This window comes from Methylobacillus pratensis (assembly GCF_054072455.1).
In genome coordinates this window covers 268904-284306 of record NZ_JBSUSR010000003.1, presented here as the reverse complement: position 1 = coordinate 284306, position 15403 = coordinate 268904, and the positions used below count along the sequence as shown (strand labels likewise).

Here is a 15403-nt window from a genome sequence, read left to right as displayed (position 1 = left end):
CACCATGAGCCAATTACAACAAAGCGCTTCATCCAGGAGCGCAATCGAGCAAATGTCCATGTCCGCCGATATGACAGGCGCATGGCAGCCGGTCTGCGCGCTGGAGGACATCTGGCCCAACACAGGCGTATGCGCCCTGGTGAATGGCCGCCAGATCGCGATTTTCCGCATGCATGACGATGTGCTGTACGCCATCGACAACCATGACCCGCACAGCGACGCCAACGTGCTTTCGCGCGGCATCGTCGGCGACCTGGGCGGCGAGCCGGTGGTGGCCTCGCCCATCTACAAGCACCATTACCAGTTGCGCACCGGCGTATGCGTGGAAGATGCCGACACGCGGCTGGACACCTATCCGGTGGAGCTGCGCGACGGCGCGGTCTGGGTACAGGCCTAGGCTGGCCCAACGCGAGGCAAAGAGACAATGGCGACCCAGGTCAAATCGGTCTGTCCCTACTGCGGCGTCGGCTGCGGCATCGTCATGGAAGTCGAGGGTGCGCGCATCGTCAAGGTCAGCGGCGACAAGCAGCACCCGACCAATTACGGCCGCCTGTGCACCAAGGGCAATACCTGCGCGCAGGCGATCACGGCTTCTGGCCGATTGGAGCATGCCTACCTGCGCAAGCAGCGCAATGCCGAACCGGGGCGCATCGGCATGGACAAGGCCATCAAGGAATCCGCCCGCCGCCTGCGCGCCATCATCGACGAACACGGCCCCGACGCCGTGGCGCTCTATGTCTCGGGGCAGATGTCGATCGAGTCGCAGTATCTCGCCAATAAACTCATCAAGGGTTACATCGGCAGCAACAATATCGAGTCCAATTCCAGGCTGTGCATGGCAAGCGCCGGGAGTGGGTACAAACTTTCACTGGGTGCAGACGGCCCGCCCGGCTCGTACCAGGATTTCGACAACACTGACTTGTTCTTCGTCATCGGCGCCAATATGGCCGACTGCCACCCCATCCTGTTCCTGCGCCTGATGGACAGGGTCAAGGCCGGCGCCAGGCTGATCGTGGTCGATCCCCGTCGCAACGCCACGGCGGACAAAGCCCACCTCTTCATGCAGATCAATCCCGGCACCGATATGGCCTTGCTCAACGGCCTGCTGCACCTGCTGCATAAGAACGGCCATACCGACCCCGACTTCATCGCCCGCTTCACCGAAGGCTGGGAAGCCATGCCGGCATTCCTTGAAGACTATTCTCCTGAAGCAGTCTCAGAAATCACCGGCATCCCGGAAGCCGACATCCGCCAGGCGGCCGAATGGATAGGCGAGGCAAGCAACTGGATGAGCTGCTGGACCATGGGGCTCAACCAGAGCACGCACGGCACTTGGCACACCAACGCCATCTGCAACCTGCACCTCGCCACCGGCGCGATCTGCCGCCCGGGCAGCGGCCCGTTCTCGCTCACCGGACAGCCCAACGCCATGGGCGGCCGCGAGATGGGCTACATGGGGCCGGGCCTGCCCGGACAGCGCTCGGTGCTGGCGGAACAGGACCGCGCCTTCATCGAGAACCTATGGGGCGTTCCCGCAGGCACCCTGCACACGCGCTCGGCGGGCGGCACCGTCGCTATGTTCGAGCAGATGGCCGCAGGCAAGATCAAGGCTTGCTGGATCATCTGCACCAACCCGGTCGCCAGCGTTGCCAACCGCGAGAACGTGATTGCCGGGCTGGAACGCGCGGAACTCGTCATCACCCAGGACGCCTACCTCGACACCGAGACCAACCGCTATGCCGACATCCTGCTGCCCGGCGCGCTCTGGGCCGAAGCGGAAGGCGTGATGATCAACTCTGAGCGCAACATGACCCTGATGCGGCAGGCCGTGCCGCCGCCCGGAGAAGCCATGCCCGATTGGCAGATCATCGCCAGCATCGCCTGTGAAATGGGCTATGCCGATGCGTTTACCTATGCTTCCGCTGCCGAGGTCTTCGAGGAAATCAAGCGCGCCTCCAATCCCAAGACCGGCTACGACATCCGCGGCGTGAGCCACCAGCGCCTGCACGCAACTCCCGTGCAATGGCCTTGCGCGCCAGATGATGCGCAAGACCGCCACCCCATCCGTTATCTCAATGACGGCATCAGCCAGCAGCTCAAGGTGCAGGACGACGGCGAGCGCCCGCGCATCGCCTTCCCCACCGAAAGCGGCAAGGGCGTGTTCTTTGCCCGGCCCTGGCTGCCGCCTGCGGAAATGCCGGACCAGGACTTTCCATTCGTGCTTAACACCGGCCGCCTGCAGCACCAATGGCATACCCTGACCAAGACCGGCAAGATCCCCACCCTGAACAAGCTCAATCCTGAGCCGTTCGTCGAGCTGCATCCCGAAGACGCGGCCAGCCTCGGCATCCGTGACAAGGACCAGGTTGAAATCCGCTCGCGCCGCGGCAAGGCGGTATTGCCTGCAATAGTCACCACGCGCGTCCGCCCCGGCAATTGCTTCGCGCCGTTCCACTGGAACGATGTCTTTGGCGACGGCCTGGCGATCAATGCCGTCACCAGCGATGCCATAGACCCATTGTCGCAACAACCCGAATTCAAGTTCAGCGCCGTCGCCCTCGCCAAGGTGGAGAACCCTGCCCCGGCCACGCAGGATGTCCCGCCCGAAACCTGCGGCAGCAATGTAGAGACAAGTACAGGCAACACAAAGGAAATCGCCATGAAGGATATTGACGCATTGGCACAACTACTGGGCCTGGAAGACACCCCGGCCGTCAAACTGGAACCGGTGGAACAGCTTTACCTGCAAGGCTACCTGGCTGGCTTGCGCAGCGACGCTTCACGCCAGGCGGGCGGCGTGCCCACCTTGCCGCCCACCGCGCCATTGCCGCCGGAGAAAAAGACCCTGGTTGACGGTATCCTGGCAGGGTTATTCTCCCGCACCTGGATCGCGCCGGGCAGCCTGCCAATAGAGAACGGTCAGGATGCCTCCTCCCAGCCTGCGGTCCATATCCTCTGGGCATCGCAAACCGGCAACGCCGAAACCTTAGCCAGCCAGTGCGCCGCCAAGCTTCAGGCGGAAGGCTGGCGCACTGTGCTCCGCAGCATGGATGAGGTCCAGCCTGCCAGCCTCGTGGAAGCCAACCATGCCATCCTGCTTGCCAGCACTTTCGGCGATGGCGATCCGCCTGACAACGGCAGCCAGTTCTGGACCGCATTGCAGGCGGAAGACATAGCATTGCCCGGCCTGCAATATGCCGTGCTGGCCTTTGGCGACTCCAACTACGACCAGTTCTGCGGTTTCGGCCGCAAGCTCGACGCCAGGCTGGCCGCGCTGGGCGCAACGCCTTTCACCGCACGCACCGATTGCGAACCGGACTATGAAGCCGCCGCGCAGGCCTGGCTCAACCACGTCACCAGCGCGCTCGCGGGCCGGAAATCCCTTCAGCCTTCCACGGTACGGCAACCCGAGCTGATAATGGCTGGTAACATTCCCGCCAAGGTGGAGCGCGCCAGCCCGGCGGCTCCCGCCTATACCCGCCAGAACCCTCTGCATGCCAAGCTGGTGGTAAACCAGCGCCTGAGCGGCACCGGCTCGGAAAAAGAGGTGCGCCAGTTCGCCTTTGACCTCAACGGCAGCGATTTCAAATATGAAGCGGGCGATGCGCTTGGCGTCTGGCCGCGCAACGACCCGGCGCTGGTGGGCGAAATGCTCACGGCGCTGCAGCTTTCCCCCGCCACTGTGGTGCAAGTGCAGGACCACGGCGAAATGACGCTGGTGGAAGCCTTGTCGCACCACTATGAAATCGCGCGCATCACGCCGGAAATACTGCAATTCATCAATGCCCGCGCAGGTAATACCGAGCTCTCCGCGCTGATCGGCAAACAGGACGAACTCAAGCAATGGCTTTGGGGCAAGCAGCCCATAGACCTGCTGCATGCCTATCCCGTCAAGGCGGAAGCCGTGGAATGGCTGGCGGCATTGAAGCGCCTGCAGCCGCGCCTCTACTCGATTTCATCCAGCCCCAAGGAATTCGCCGGCCAGGTGCACCTGACTGTGTCGGTCGTGCGCTACGGCCAGCCTGGCGCCGCGCGCGGCGGCGTCTGCTCCACCTTTCTCGCCGACCGGGTGGCAGGACAGAACGTGCCCATCTTTCTGCAAAAATCCGCGCATTTCCGCGTTCCCCAAAACCCGGACGCGCCCCTGGTCATGGTCGGACCCGGCACCGGGATCGCGCCGTTCCGCGCCTTCCTGCAGGAACGCCAGGCTATAGGCGCAAACGGAAAGAACTGGCTGTTCTTTGGCGAACAGCATGCCGAGACGGACTTCTACTACCGCGACGAACTCACCGCGATGCAGCAGGCAGGCATCCTGCACCACCTGGATACGGCGTTCTCGCGCGATCAGCAGGAAAAAATCTACGTGCAGCACCGCATGCTTGAACACGGTGAGGAACTATGGCGATGGCTGGAACAGGGTGCGCATTTCTGCGTCTGCGGCGATGCCAGCCGCATGGCGCGCGACGTGGATGCCGCGCTCAAGCAGATCGTACAGACGCACGGCCACATGAGCGCAGAGGCGGCGGCGCAATATGTAGCCAAAATGGCGCAGGACAAGCGCTATATGCGGGATGTGTACTAAACTTTAGAAACACAACGAGGCTGCTTCGCTAGCGTCCTTGGCAGCTAACAAAACTCTCCTTGCGTTGTTGCACTGCCTTGCTGTACTACTTACTTGTGCTGTCTACGGCAGAGCGCCTAGCCAGGACCGTTTCGCTGAGTGTTGTTAGCCGCTCTTAAAGTCAGGAGCTTATTAGGCATCTTAGCCTGCCACGGCAAGCGGCATCCCCATCCTGAATCCCTCCTGGCTCCGGAACCAACCTGTGGCGTGCATGTCATTCCTGACAATGGCACAATTGCGCCTTACAAATAATTACAAATCTGGAGATCATGACATGAAACAGTTTCTACTTGCCGCTGTGCTTGGAGGCATATTGGCTGTGCCCGCCTGGGCGGAAGAGGCAACCTCGCCGCAGCATGGGACCACTGCCGATGGCGAACGCATCATCCTGAACGAGGACGGCAGCTGGCGTTATGCCGACCAGGAAAAAGACCAGCCGAGGAAATCCGCCAAGGATTGCCCGCCCGGATCGCAGGGCGGCTGGTTCGGAACCCGTTGCATCCCGCCTGGCGACAAGGACTTCAACCGTGGTTCCCTCAGTGGAAAGGGACGCTAAGAGCGTTTAGCCAGGAGCGTTCGCTGGATTTTGTAGCCGACTCGATATCCTGTTTAAACTCTCTAAAGCAGTCCGCGCTCGGAAAATGACACGATCTGGTTGCCGGCAACGACAAAATGGTCAAGCACGCGAATGTCGATGAGGTTGAGTGCGGCCTTCAACGCCTCGGTCAATGCACGGTCAGCCTGGCTGGGCTCTGCGACGCCGGATGGGTGGTTATGCGCGAATATCATGGCCGCGGCATTATGGCGCAAGGCGCATTTGACGACTTCGCGCGGGTATACGCTGGTCTGGGTCAGCGTGCCGCTGAATAGCTCCTCGATCGCCAGCACCCTGTGTTGCGCATCCAGGAAAATCCCCATGAAGACTTCTCTTGGCAAAGCGCCGATTTTTAGGCTCAGGTACTGGCGCACCGCCTGAGGCGAAGTCAGTACATCGCGCCCCTGTATCTCCTCCAGCAACGCCCGCCGGCTCATCTCGAAAATCGCCTGCAATTGCACGAACTTGCTCTCGCCCATGCCATGCACCTGGCAAATCTCCTCGACGCTGGCCGAGAAGATGCCATTGAGGCTGGAAAACCGCGTGAGCAGGTCGCGCGCCAGGTCCACCGCGCTCTTGCCGGCCACGCCCGTACGCAGGAAAATCGCCAGCAGCTCGGCATCCGAAAGCGTCATCGCCCCCGCCGCCAGCACCTTCTCCCGGGGCCTCTCCCCCTCGGGCCAATCAGTAATCGCCACGATTCAGCCTTTCATATAAAATTGAGCAACTCTATATCGCAGTTTTGCTGCATCCACACATTTCCTGATGAGCCATTATTCCATAAAAAAACTCTTGCTCGGCGTTACGGGCGGCATTGCTGCCTACAAGGCGGCAGAGTTGGTCAGGTTGCTGGTCAAGCAGGATATAGAAGTGCAGGTGGTCATGACGCCGGCGGCGACGCAATTCGTCACGCCGATGACATTCCAGGCGCTTTCCGGCAAACCGGTCTACACCGATCTATGGCAACCGGACAATGGCAACGGCATGGCGCATATCGACCTCTCCCGCCAGGTGGATGCCGTACTGGTCGCCCCCGCCAGCGCGGACTTCCTCGCCAAGCTGGTGCATGGCGCCGCTGACGACCTGCTCTCCACGCTGTGCCTGGCACGCGACTGCAAGCTGCTGGTCGCCCCGGCGATGAACCAGCAAATGTGGAACAATCCGGCCACGCAGCGCAATATCCGCCAGCTGCAGCACGACGGCATCAGCATATTGGGGCCTGCCAGCGGCTCACAGGCCTGCGGCGAAACCGGCCCCGGCCGCATGCTTGAGCCGGAAGAGCTCGTCGAACGGTTGCTCTCCAGCTCCCAGCCCAAACTATTCGCCGGCAAGCGCATCCTCGTCACTGCCGGGCCAACACAGGAAACCATAGACCCGGTACGTGTCATTACCAATCACAGCTCGGGCAAGATGGGCTACAGCATTGCCCGCGCAGCCATCGAGATGGGGGCGGAAGTCACCTTGGTGAGCGGCCCGGTCGCATTGCAACCACCCTCTGGCGCCAACACAATTCATGTCGCCAGCGCACAGGAAATGCTCGCTGCCGTCGAAGCCAACCTCAAGGGCCAGAACGTTTTCATCTCGGTCGCGGCTGTCGCGGACTACCGCCCTGTGCAAGCGAGCCAGCACAAGATCAAGAAAAGCACGGCACCAATCACCATCACGCTAAAAGCCAACCCGGATATCCTCGCTACCGTTGCCTCGCGCGATGATGCGCCCTTCTGCGTTGGCTTTGCCGCCGAAAGCGAGAACCTGCTGCAATATGCCGAGGAAAAGCGCCGCAGGAAACACCTGCCATTGATTGCCGCCAATATTGCCAGCGAGGCCCTGGGGCAAGACGAAAGCAGCCTGGTATTGCTTGATGACGAAGGCACGCATCCCCTGCCGCAGGCGCCCAAGCTAGTGCTGGCGCGCGGATTGTTGCAACATATCGCGGCCATGCTGGATAAAAGCCACGCTGGATAAGCTGGCCGTAGACAAACCAACCAAGAAAGCATATTCATGAGCCTGAAGATAGACGTCAAGATACTGGATGACCGCTTGCAGCATATGTTACCCAGCTATGCGACGCCCGGTTCCGCCGGCCTGGACCTGCGTGCCTGCATAGAGCATACGCAAACCCTGGCGCCCGGCGAGACCATCATGATCCCTACCGGCATGGCGATCCATCTCGCCGACCCGCACTATGCCGCGCTGATACTGCCGCGCTCCGGCCTGGGTCACAAGCACGGCATCGTCCTCGGCAACCTGGTCGGCCTGATCGACTCCGACTACCAGGGCCAACTCCTGGTTTCGTGCTGGAACCGCGGCAAGGAGAGTTTCATTCTCAACCCGCTGGAACGCATCGCCCAACTGGTGATCGTCCCCGTCGTGCAGGCCAGCTTCAATATTGTCGACGACTTCCAGGCCAGCGAGCGCGGCGCAGGCGGCTTCGGCAGCACAGGCCGGCAGTAAGCTTCTGACAAAAATCTTTGAATTCACTTGAAAAGATATCGTTTTTCATGGTATAAATGCGGTCTTTTCGAATTTCGGAGTCCGCCATGGCACGCGTATGTCAGGTAACCGGCAAAAAGCCGATGGTTGGGAATAATGTTTCCCACGCAAACAACAAGACCAAGCGTCGTTTCCTTCCCAACCTGCAAAACCGCAAGTTCTGGGTCGAGAGCGAGAACCGCTGGGTTAGCCTACGTATCACCAATGCTGCTCTGCGCACTATCGACAAGAATGGTATCGATGCTGTTCTGGCTGATCTGCGCGCCAGCGGCGAAAAGATCTAAGGACTGAATCATGCGTGAAAAAATCAAACTGGAATCCAGCGCCGGTACTGGTCATTTCTACACCACGACCAAGAACAAGCGCACCATGCCAGAGAAGATGGAGATCAAGAAGTTTGATCCCGTTGCCCGTAAGCATGTCCTGTACAAGGAAACCAAGCTGAAGTAATTCAGTCATTGGTGAAATTAAAAAAGCCCGCAATTGCGGGCTTTTTATTTGCTATTTGATGTGGCTGCTAGTAGATGGGCGCTTAACCGTTTAGCAACTAGTAATCCCTACAGAACCGGTCAGCTTGCCGCACCATTGGGCGTATTATCCGCATCTGTGGCATTGGCCAACCCATGGCCAAAAACATGCACCTCGCGCTGCGGGAATGGAATCGAAATGCCGCGGGCCTTGAATTCATCCCACAGGTTCAAATAAACAGTGGACGGAATATCGCCCGCCCCATTCTCCGGGTCAGGCACCCATACTGTCAGGTTGAGGTCTATACCGCTTTCGCCAAAACCGACCAGCTTGGCATCTGGCGCAGGATCCTTCATCACGCGCGGGTGCCGGCTTGCCACTTCCTTCATCAGCTCCAGCGCCGCCCTTAAGTCGGTGTCGTAACCCACCTGGATGGGCAAGGCGACCTTGACGCGCCTGCGGGTGGCCGTATGGTTGACCACCGCACTGGTAATCAGGGTTTCATTGGGAATGATCACGTCCGTCCCATCCAGCTGCCGCAGCACCATATATCTGGAGCGCAGTTCCTGCACGCTACCGTAATACGAACCGATAGTGACAAAATCTCCCAGGCTCATGGACTCGTCCAGCAAGATGATGAACCCGCTGACGTAATTGCTCGCAATCTTCTGCAGACCGAAGCCCAGGCCCACCCCCAACGCCCCGCCGAATACCGAGAGCAGGGTGATATCGAGGCCGACCGCAGACAACGCCACCAGTACGGCAATGAACACGAAGGCGATGCGGATCACCTTGTTGATCACCACCCGCATATTGATGTTGATATTGGTGGCGAGCATCAATTTGTTTTCGATCAGGCGGCTCAGCCACAAGGCGATGAACACGGTGATCAACACCGTGAACAACCCTTGGATCACCAGCCACAAGCTGACGGCGCTCTTGCCGATATTGAAACGTACGCCATCAAGCGCTTCGATAATGTCGGGCAGCAGGCCAGTCACATGCAGCACCAGAATCAGCCAGACGACCGTAGAGAATATATTCTCTGTCGTCCTCAGCCAGCCGCTGGGTGAAAACACGTATCGCAGCACATACACGGCCAGGCGGATGACCGCCATGGCAATCAACAGGCGCGAAGCCAGCTCCAGCAAGCTCGCGCTGTACCAATGGCCGATGACCAACTGTCCAACCAATACCATGACCAGCGAGGAAATCGGGAACAGGACGCGCGTCAGGCCCTCGATCGCCGCGGGGTGGGCATTGCTGTTGGCGAGACGCGCACGTTGCAGGCTGTTGATGGACCATGCCGTCAACAGGCTGGCAACGATGATGCCCACCTGCCATAGTACGGCTGCCGAGGAGAAATCATGGACAAGGTCTTGCCAGACCGAGAAGATCGTATTGTTCATAGCAAGAAGATCGTTGCAAGCCCAAGGAAAATAAAGAAACCGCCACTATCCGTCACTGCGGTGATGAGAACGCTGGAACCGACCGCGGGGTCGCGGTTGAACTTCGTCGACATCACCAGAGGGATCATCACGCCCATCACGGCAGCCAGCAGCAGGTTCAAGGTCATTGCGGCCGTCATCACGGCACCCAGGGCAATATTGTTGTAAAGCAGGTAGGCGATTACCCCGAGCACGCTGCCCCAGATCAGGCCATTGAGCAGGCCCACGCCGGTTTCCTTGATCAGCAGCGACTTGGTGTTGTGGCTGGATATCTGTCCCAGCGCCAGGCCACGTACAATCATGGTCGTCGTCTGGTTGCCGGAATTGCCGCCTATCCCCGCCACAATCGGCATCAGCGCGGCCAGGGCCACCACTTTCTCGATAGAGCCTTCAAACAGGCCGATGACGCGGGAGGCGACAAACGCAGTCATCAAGTTGATGGCGAGCCACATCCAGCGGTTCTGCACCGATTTCCATACCGAAGCGAAGATGTCTTCCTCTTCACGCAAACCCGCCATGGATAGCATATCGCTTTCCGCTTCCTCACGGATATAGTCCATTACCGTGTCGACGGTGAGGCGGCCTACCAGGCGGTTGTTGTCATCGACCACTGGAGCCGTCACCAAGTCATAGCGTTCGAACGCCTTGGCCGCCTCGTCGGCCTTGTCTTCAGGGTGGAATACCACGGCGTCATCCGCCATGATCTCGGCAACGCCGGAATCCAGGTCGTTCACGACCAGGCGCTTTAAAGGCAGCACGCCGCGCAACACGTCATTGCGGTCGACCACGAATAATTTGTCCGTGTGGTCCGGCAAGCTGCCAATACGGCGCAGATAACGCAAGGCGACTTCCAGGGTAATATCTTCGCGGATCGTGATGATGTCGAAGTCCATCAGGCCGCCGACGGCGTCGTCGGAATAGGCGAGTGCGGACTGCAAGCGTTCGCGGTTGCGGCTATCCAGGCTCTCGAGCAGCTCTTGCAGCACGTCCTTGGGCAAGTCGGGCGCCAGGTCGGCCAGCTCATCCGTATCGAGCTGTTCTGCGGCGGCGAGCAGCTCGTCGCTGTCCATGTCCGCGATCAACGTCTGCCGTACCGCGTCCGAGACTTCCAGCAGGATCTCGCCATCGCGCTCGGCCTTGACCAGGTCCCAGACGTCCAAGCGCTGCTCTAGCGGCAATGCTTCCAGGATATAGGCTACGTCAGCCGGATGCAGGCTATCCAGTTTCTTTTGCAGCTCGGCAAGGTTTTGCCTGTGCACCAAAGTCTGCACGAGCTCCTGCTTGGGCATGTCCTGCTTGTGCACCAACTCCTCAACCAGGCGGTGCTTGTTCAGCAGGGTGATAACCTGCTGCAGGCTTTCCTGCAAACTTTCCTTCGATTCCTGAATATCCGCCATATGCTCTTGAAACCTGTGCCAATATGTTGAGGGAAATGCCTGGCAGGCATTGGTCGCAGTAAGAAATTATATATTCAGCATTGATGCCACTTCAGCAAATACTAAACTATTTCTTTAAGTATCTTGGGATAAGCCAAAGATTTTTCTATCAATCCCGCACAATGCAAATGAAGAAAATCATCAGTTATAGACTGCAATGATGACCTCCCTTTGACAGATTGCGCGATTCAATACGCACATTTGCCATGACAATGTATTGGGCAAATGCTTGATAATAAAAAAGCCGGTTCAAGAACCGGCTTTTTCCAGGCTAAGGCTGAGCGCTTATTCAGCTGCTACAACCTCACCGTCTGTAGCCAGTTCTGGGCGGTCAACCAATTCGACCAATGCCATAGGCGCATTGTCGCCTACGCGGAAACCGCACTTCAGGATACGCAGGTAGCCGCCATTGCGAGTTTGGTAACGAGGACCCAACTCGTTGAAAAGCTTGCCGACGATATCGCGGTCGCGAAGACGGCTGAACGCCAGGCGGCGGTTAGCCAGAGTCGCTTCCTTGCCAAGGGTGATCAAAGGTTCTGCTACACGACGCAGTTCCTTTGCCTTCGGCAAGGTCGTCTTGATGACTTCATGGCGAAGCAGAGAGTTAGCCATGTTACGCAGCATAGCTTGACGATGGCTACTGGTGCGGTTTAGTTTACGATTGCTGTTGCGATGACGCATAGTGATTCCCTCACACCTTTTCCAGGCCCGCAGGTGGCCAATTTTCTAGTTTCATGCCCAATGTCAGGCCCTTGGAGGCCAGTACATCCTTAATCTCATTCAAAGATTTACGGCCTAGATTTGGTGCTTTCAACAGCTCATTTTCAGTACGCTGAATCAGGTCACCAATGTAATAAATATTTTCCGCCTTCAAGCAGTTGGCAGAACGCACGGTCAATTCCAGATCATCCACCGGACGCAGCAGGATAGGATCTACCTGAGGCGCTTGCTTCACTTCGATCTCAGAAGGAGCGCCTTCAAGATCAGCAAATACGGAAAGCTGACCCATCAGGATGCGTGCAGCGTCACGGATAGCCTGTTCAGGCTCAACCACGCCGTTGGTCTCGACATCCATGATCAGCTTGTCCAGGTCAGTACGCTGCTCAACGCGGGCGCTTTCGACTTGGTAGCTTACCTTGCTGATCGGGCTGAAAGAAGCATCCACCTGGATGAAACCCAATACACGGTCTTCATCTTCGCTCTTCTGGCGCTGCGGAACAGGCTGGTAGCCACGGCCCATCTCTACCTTGACTTCAAGGTTGAGCTTGCCGCCCTTGGTCAGGTGAGCAATCACATGATCAGGATTAGCAATTTCAGCATCATGGCCAGTCTCGAAATCACCGGCAGTCACCACACCCTCGACACTCTTGTTCAATGTCAAAGTAGTTTCGCTCTTGCTGTTCAGCTTGAGTGCAACACCCTTGAGGTTCAGCAGGATATCTACCACGTCTTCCTGCACACCATCCAGCGTGGAGTATTCATGCACCACGCCATCAATCTTGACTTCGGTAATAGCGAAGCCAGGAATGGAAGACAGCAATACTCGACGCAGGGCGTTACCCAGCGTATAACCAAAACCGCGCTCCATTGGCTCCAGTGTCACACGTGCACGCACGGGCGAAATCACATCAACGTCAACGACGCGTGGCTTTAAATATTCAGTCGGACTGTTTTGCATAGCTATCCTTACGGTCCTCGATTTCTTTAAATAAATCAACCACGACAACCCAGTTATCGTGGCTGCAACCTGATATCCAGCTTAGATACGACGCTTCTTCGGTGGACGGCAACCGTTGTGTGGCACGGGGGTCACGTCGGAGATGCTGGTGATCTTGAAACCAACGGCATTCAATGCGCGCACAGCGGATTCGCGACCTGGGCCTGGGCCCTTGATGCGCACTTCCAGATTCTTGACACCGCACTCCTGAGCAGCCTTGCCGGCAGCTTCAGCAGCCACCTGGGCAGCAAAAGGTGTACTCTTACGGGAGCCCTTGAAGCCTGCGCCGCCGGAAGTTGCCCAAGACAACGCGTTACCTTGGCGGTCAGTGATCGTGATGATGGTGTTGTTGAAAGAAGCATGCACGTGAGCGATGCCCTCGGCAATATTCTTTTTGACTTTCTTGCGTACGCGTACGTTAGCTTTAGCCATTATTTGCTATTCCTTACTTGGATGCCTTGATAGGCTTGATTGGACCCTTGCGAGTGCGCGCATTGGTCTTAGTACGTTGACCACGAACCGGCAAACCGCGACGGTGACGGATGCCGCGATAGCAGCCAAGATCCATCAGACGCTTGATGTTCATCGTCACTTCGCGGCGCAGGTCGCCTTCCACTTGTAGCTTGGCGACTTCATCACGCAGCTTTTCAACTTCAGCGTCGTTCAAATCCTTGATCTTCGCTGTCGCGGATACGCCTGCAGCCAGACAAATTTGTTTTGCCGTAGTACGGCCCACACCGTAAATCGAAGTCAATGCGATTTCAGTATGTTTATGATTTGGGATGTTTACCCCTGCTATACGAGCCATGTAGCTACTCCAAAATAATGGCGCATCGTTTAATCAAATCGCCAAAAAAGCCCAAAATTTTAACAGCTTGACCGGGTTTTAACAAATAGATTAAAAACCAGCCCCATTTAAAACCACGTTACCGGATTAACCCTGGCGTTGCTTGTGACGTGGGTCAGTGCAAATAATACGCACAACACCACGGCGGCGAACCACCTTGCAATTACGGCACAATGTCTTCACTGATGCACGAACTCTCATCTCTCACCTCTTCGCAAAAATCTTACTTGGCGCGGAAAATAATCCGCGCACGCGATAAATCATAAGGAGTCATTTCCACGGTGACCTTGTCACCGGGCAGGATACGAATATAGTGCATGCGCATCTTGCCTGAAATATAGCCCAGCACGACATGGCCATTTTCCAGTTTGACCCTAAACGTTGCATTCGGGAGGTTCTCGAGAACCTCGCCCTGCATTTCAATACGATCTTCTTTTGCCATACCGCCAATTAACGCGGGAGACCCGCACCGCCCTTAAAGTTAGCTTTTTTCAGCAAGCCTTCATATTGATGCGACATCAAGTGGGATTGCACCTGTGCCATGAAGTCCATGGTCACAACCACGATAATCAACAAAGAAGTACCACCGAAATAGAACGGCACATTGAATTTCAGGATCAAGAACTCAGGCAGCAAACATACCGCGGTGATATAGAGGGCACCAGCCAGGGTCAGACGACCCATGATGCGATCGATATATCGCGCAGTCTGCTCACCAGGACGGATCCCTGGAACAAATGCACCACTCTTCTTCAAGTTGTCCGCTGTTTCTTTTGGATTGAATACCAACGCGGTATAAAAGAAACAGAAGAAGATAATTGCCGTAGCAAAGAAAATAATATACAGCGGCTGGCCAGGGGACAGGGTCGAACCAATATCCTTCAGCCAAGCCATGCTTTCGTGGCTACCGAACCACCCCGCCATGGTCGCCGGGAACAAGATAATGCTTGAAGCGAAAATCGGCGGAATCACACCAGCCATATTGAGCTTCAGCGGCAAGTGGCTTGTCTGGCCACCAAATACCTTGCGTCCCACCTGGCGCTTCGCGTAGTTCACGGTAATCTTGCGCTGGCCGCGTTCGACAAACACCACGAACGCGGTCACCAGTACGGCAGCGACAAACAGGAACAGCACCAACGGAATCGAGAACGCACCTGTGCGTGCCAACTCCAGCGTACCGCCGATCGCATGCGGCAAACCTGCAACGATACCGGCGAAAATGATGATGGAAATACCATTACCAATGCCGCGCTCGGTGATCTGCTCGCCCAGCCACATCAGGAACATGGTACCGCCAACCAAGGTAATCACCGTGGTGAAGCGGAACATGAACCCTGGATCCAGCACCAGGCCTGCCTGCCCTTCCAATGCGATGGCAATGCCCAACGCCTGGAATGTAGCCAAGAATACCGTGCCATAACGCGTGTACTTGGTGATCGTGCGGCGACCGCTCTCGCCTTCCTTCTTCAACTGCTCCATGCGCGGAGAAACCACGGTCAGGAGCTGCATGATGATGGAAGCCGAGATGTACGGCATGATACCCAGGGCAAAAATCGTGAAACGTTCCAGGGCGCCGCCCGAGAACATATTGAACATGCCGAGGATACCGCCGCTCTGCGACTCGAACAGTCGGGCCAGCACATCCGGGTCGATACCAGGAACCGGAATGTGCGCACCAAGACGGAAAACGATCAAGGCACCCAATACGAAAAGCAAGCGGTTCTTCAACTCGCTTACTTTTCCTACCGCACCGAAAATACTATCGTTAGCCACGAATT

General features: G+C 57.3%; 17 protein-coding genes. 7 read left to right on the top strand and 10 right to left on the bottom strand.

Features of this window, described 5'->3' with window-relative positions:
• Positions 1–4 precede the first annotated feature (4 nt).
• The 3 genes from nirD (at position 5) to ACW4YW_RS08850 (ending at position 5177) form a co-directional block, all read left to right on the top strand.
• A complete protein-coding gene (gene nirD, locus ACW4YW_RS08860) occupies positions 5–397 on the top strand; it encodes a nitrite reductase small subunit NirD (RefSeq protein ID WP_457137220.1) in 393 nt (130 codons plus the stop codon).
• Between the two features lie 27 nt (positions 398–424).
• Positions 425–4582 (top strand): sulfite reductase subunit alpha, encoded by a 4158-nt coding sequence (locus ACW4YW_RS08855; protein ID WP_457137219.1) that lies wholly within the window; start codon positions 425–427, stop codon positions 4580–4582.
• 313 nt (positions 4583–4895) lie between these two features.
• Complete coding sequence (locus ACW4YW_RS08850) at positions 4896–5177, top strand: hypothetical protein (protein ID WP_457137218.1); 282 nt, start codon at positions 4896–4898, stop codon at positions 5175–5177.
• Positions 5178–5239: 62 nt separating this feature from the next.
• On the opposite strand, the gene radC is transcribed toward ACW4YW_RS08850, so the two are convergent.
• Entirely contained in the window at positions 5240–5914 is a 675-nt protein-coding gene (gene radC, locus ACW4YW_RS08845; protein WP_457137217.1) for a RadC family protein, read from the bottom strand.
• Between the two features lie 67 nt (positions 5915–5981).
• Between radC and coaBC the strand changes: the two genes are divergently transcribed.
• The 4 genes from coaBC to rpmG all read left to right on the top strand — a co-directional run bounded on the left by coaBC (position 5982) and on the right by rpmG (position 8159).
• Positions 5982–7181, top strand: a complete 1200-nt coding sequence (gene coaBC, locus ACW4YW_RS08840; protein ID WP_457137216.1) for a bifunctional phosphopantothenoylcysteine decarboxylase/phosphopantothenate--cysteine ligase CoaBC — start codon at positions 5982–5984, stop codon at positions 7179–7181.
• Positions 7182–7217: 36 nt separating this feature from the next.
• Positions 7218–7670, top strand: coding sequence for a dUTP diphosphatase (gene dut / locus ACW4YW_RS08835; RefSeq protein WP_457137215.1), 453 nt, complete (start codon positions 7218–7220; stop codon positions 7668–7670).
• A gap of 86 nt (positions 7671–7756) precedes the next feature.
• Positions 7757–7993: a 50S ribosomal protein L28 gene (gene rpmB / locus ACW4YW_RS08830; protein WP_011478680.1), complete on the top strand. Its 237-nt coding sequence runs from the start codon at positions 7757–7759 to the stop codon at positions 7991–7993.
• A gap of 10 nt (positions 7994–8003) precedes the next feature.
• A complete protein-coding gene (rpmG, locus tag ACW4YW_RS08825; protein WP_011478679.1) occupies positions 8004–8159 on the top strand; it encodes a 50S ribosomal protein L33 in 156 nt (51 codons plus the stop codon).
• A gap of 119 nt (positions 8160–8278) precedes the next feature.
• Here rpmG and ACW4YW_RS08820 read toward each other — a convergent pair whose 3' ends face one another.
• The 9 genes from ACW4YW_RS08820 to secY form a co-directional block, all read right to left on the bottom strand.
• Positions 8279–9586, bottom strand: a complete 1308-nt coding sequence (locus ACW4YW_RS08820; protein ID WP_457137214.1) for a mechanosensitive ion channel family protein — start codon at positions 9584–9586, stop codon at positions 8279–8281.
• Entirely contained in the window at positions 9583–11022 is a 1440-nt protein-coding gene (gene mgtE / locus ACW4YW_RS08815) for a magnesium transporter (RefSeq protein ID WP_457137213.1), read from the bottom strand. Before mgtE ends, ACW4YW_RS08820 begins: the two co-directional genes overlap by 4 nt.
• A 324-nt stretch (positions 11023–11346) precedes the next feature.
• Entirely contained in the window at positions 11347–11742 is a 396-nt protein-coding gene (gene rplQ, locus ACW4YW_RS08810) for a 50S ribosomal protein L17 (protein ID WP_407994581.1), read from the bottom strand.
• Between the two features lie 10 nt (positions 11743–11752).
• Positions 11753–12739 (bottom strand): DNA-directed RNA polymerase subunit alpha, encoded by a 987-nt coding sequence (locus tag ACW4YW_RS08805; protein WP_309564207.1) that lies wholly within the window; start codon positions 12737–12739, stop codon positions 11753–11755.
• An 81-nt stretch (positions 12740–12820) separates the two neighbouring features.
• Entirely contained in the window at positions 12821–13210 is a 390-nt protein-coding gene (rpsK, locus tag ACW4YW_RS08800) for a 30S ribosomal protein S11 (RefSeq protein ID WP_011478671.1), read from the bottom strand.
• 13 nt (positions 13211–13223) lie between these two features.
• Positions 13224–13586, bottom strand: a complete 363-nt coding sequence (rpsM, locus tag ACW4YW_RS08795) for a 30S ribosomal protein S13 (RefSeq protein WP_011478670.1) — start codon at positions 13584–13586, stop codon at positions 13224–13226.
• Positions 13587–13712: 126 nt separating this feature from the next.
• Positions 13713–13826: a 50S ribosomal protein L36 gene (gene rpmJ, locus ACW4YW_RS08790; protein WP_081620790.1), complete on the bottom strand. Its 114-nt coding sequence runs from the start codon at positions 13824–13826 to the stop codon at positions 13713–13715.
• A 22-nt stretch (positions 13827–13848) separates the two neighbouring features.
• A complete protein-coding gene (gene infA, locus ACW4YW_RS08785) occupies positions 13849–14067 on the bottom strand; it encodes a translation initiation factor IF-1 (protein WP_011478668.1) in 219 nt (72 codons plus the stop codon).
• Between the two features lie 8 nt (positions 14068–14075).
• Complete coding sequence (gene secY / locus ACW4YW_RS08780; RefSeq protein ID WP_309564206.1) at positions 14076–15398, bottom strand: preprotein translocase subunit SecY; 1323 nt, start codon at positions 15396–15398, stop codon at positions 14076–14078.
• Positions 15399–15403: the final 5 nt, after the last annotated feature.

Bases quoted from the DNA above. Each gene is read 5' to 3' on its own strand.
- rpsM (WP_011478670.1), bottom strand. From the start codon at position 13,586: ATGGCTCGTATAGCAGGGGTAAACATCCCAAATCATAAACATACTGAA.
- rpmJ (WP_081620790.1), bottom strand. From the start codon at position 13,826: ATGAGAGTTCGTGCATCAGTGAAGACATTGTGCCGTAATTGCAAGGTG.
- rpsK (WP_011478671.1), bottom strand. From the start codon at position 13,210: ATGGCTAAAGCTAACGTACGCGTACGCAAGAAAGTCAAAAAGAATATT.
- mgtE (WP_457137213.1), bottom strand. From the start codon at position 11,022: ATGGCGGATATTCAGGAATCGAAGGAAAGTTTGCAGGAAAGCCTGCAG.
- ACW4YW_RS08820 (WP_457137214.1), bottom strand. From the start codon at position 9,586: ATGAACAATACGATCTTCTCGGTCTGGCAAGACCTTGTCCATGATTTC.
- coaBC (WP_457137216.1), top strand. From the start codon at position 5,982: ATGAGCCATTATTCCATAAAAAAACTCTTGCTCGGCGTTACGGGCGGC.
- ACW4YW_RS08855 (WP_457137219.1), top strand. From the start codon at position 425: ATGGCGACCCAGGTCAAATCGGTCTGTCCCTACTGCGGCGTCGGCTGC.
- ACW4YW_RS08850 (WP_457137218.1), top strand. From the start codon at position 4,896: ATGAAACAGTTTCTACTTGCCGCTGTGCTTGGAGGCATATTGGCTGTG.
- ACW4YW_RS08805 (WP_309564207.1), bottom strand. From the start codon at position 12,739: ATGCAAAACAGTCCGACTGAATATTTAAAGCCACGCGTCGTTGACGTT.
- dut (WP_457137215.1), top strand. From the start codon at position 7,218: ATGAGCCTGAAGATAGACGTCAAGATACTGGATGACCGCTTGCAGCAT.
- rpmB (WP_011478680.1), top strand. From the start codon at position 7,757: ATGGCACGCGTATGTCAGGTAACCGGCAAAAAGCCGATGGTTGGGAAT.
- rplQ (WP_407994581.1), bottom strand. From the start codon at position 11,742: ATGCGTCATCGCAACAGCAATCGTAAACTAAACCGCACCAGTAGCCAT.
- infA (WP_011478668.1), bottom strand. From the start codon at position 14,067: ATGGCAAAAGAAGATCGTATTGAAATGCAGGGCGAGGTTCTCGAGAAC.
- nirD (WP_457137220.1), top strand. From the start codon at position 5: ATGAGCCAATTACAACAAAGCGCTTCATCCAGGAGCGCAATCGAGCAA.
- rpmG (WP_011478679.1), top strand. From the start codon at position 8,004: ATGCGTGAAAAAATCAAACTGGAATCCAGCGCCGGTACTGGTCATTTC.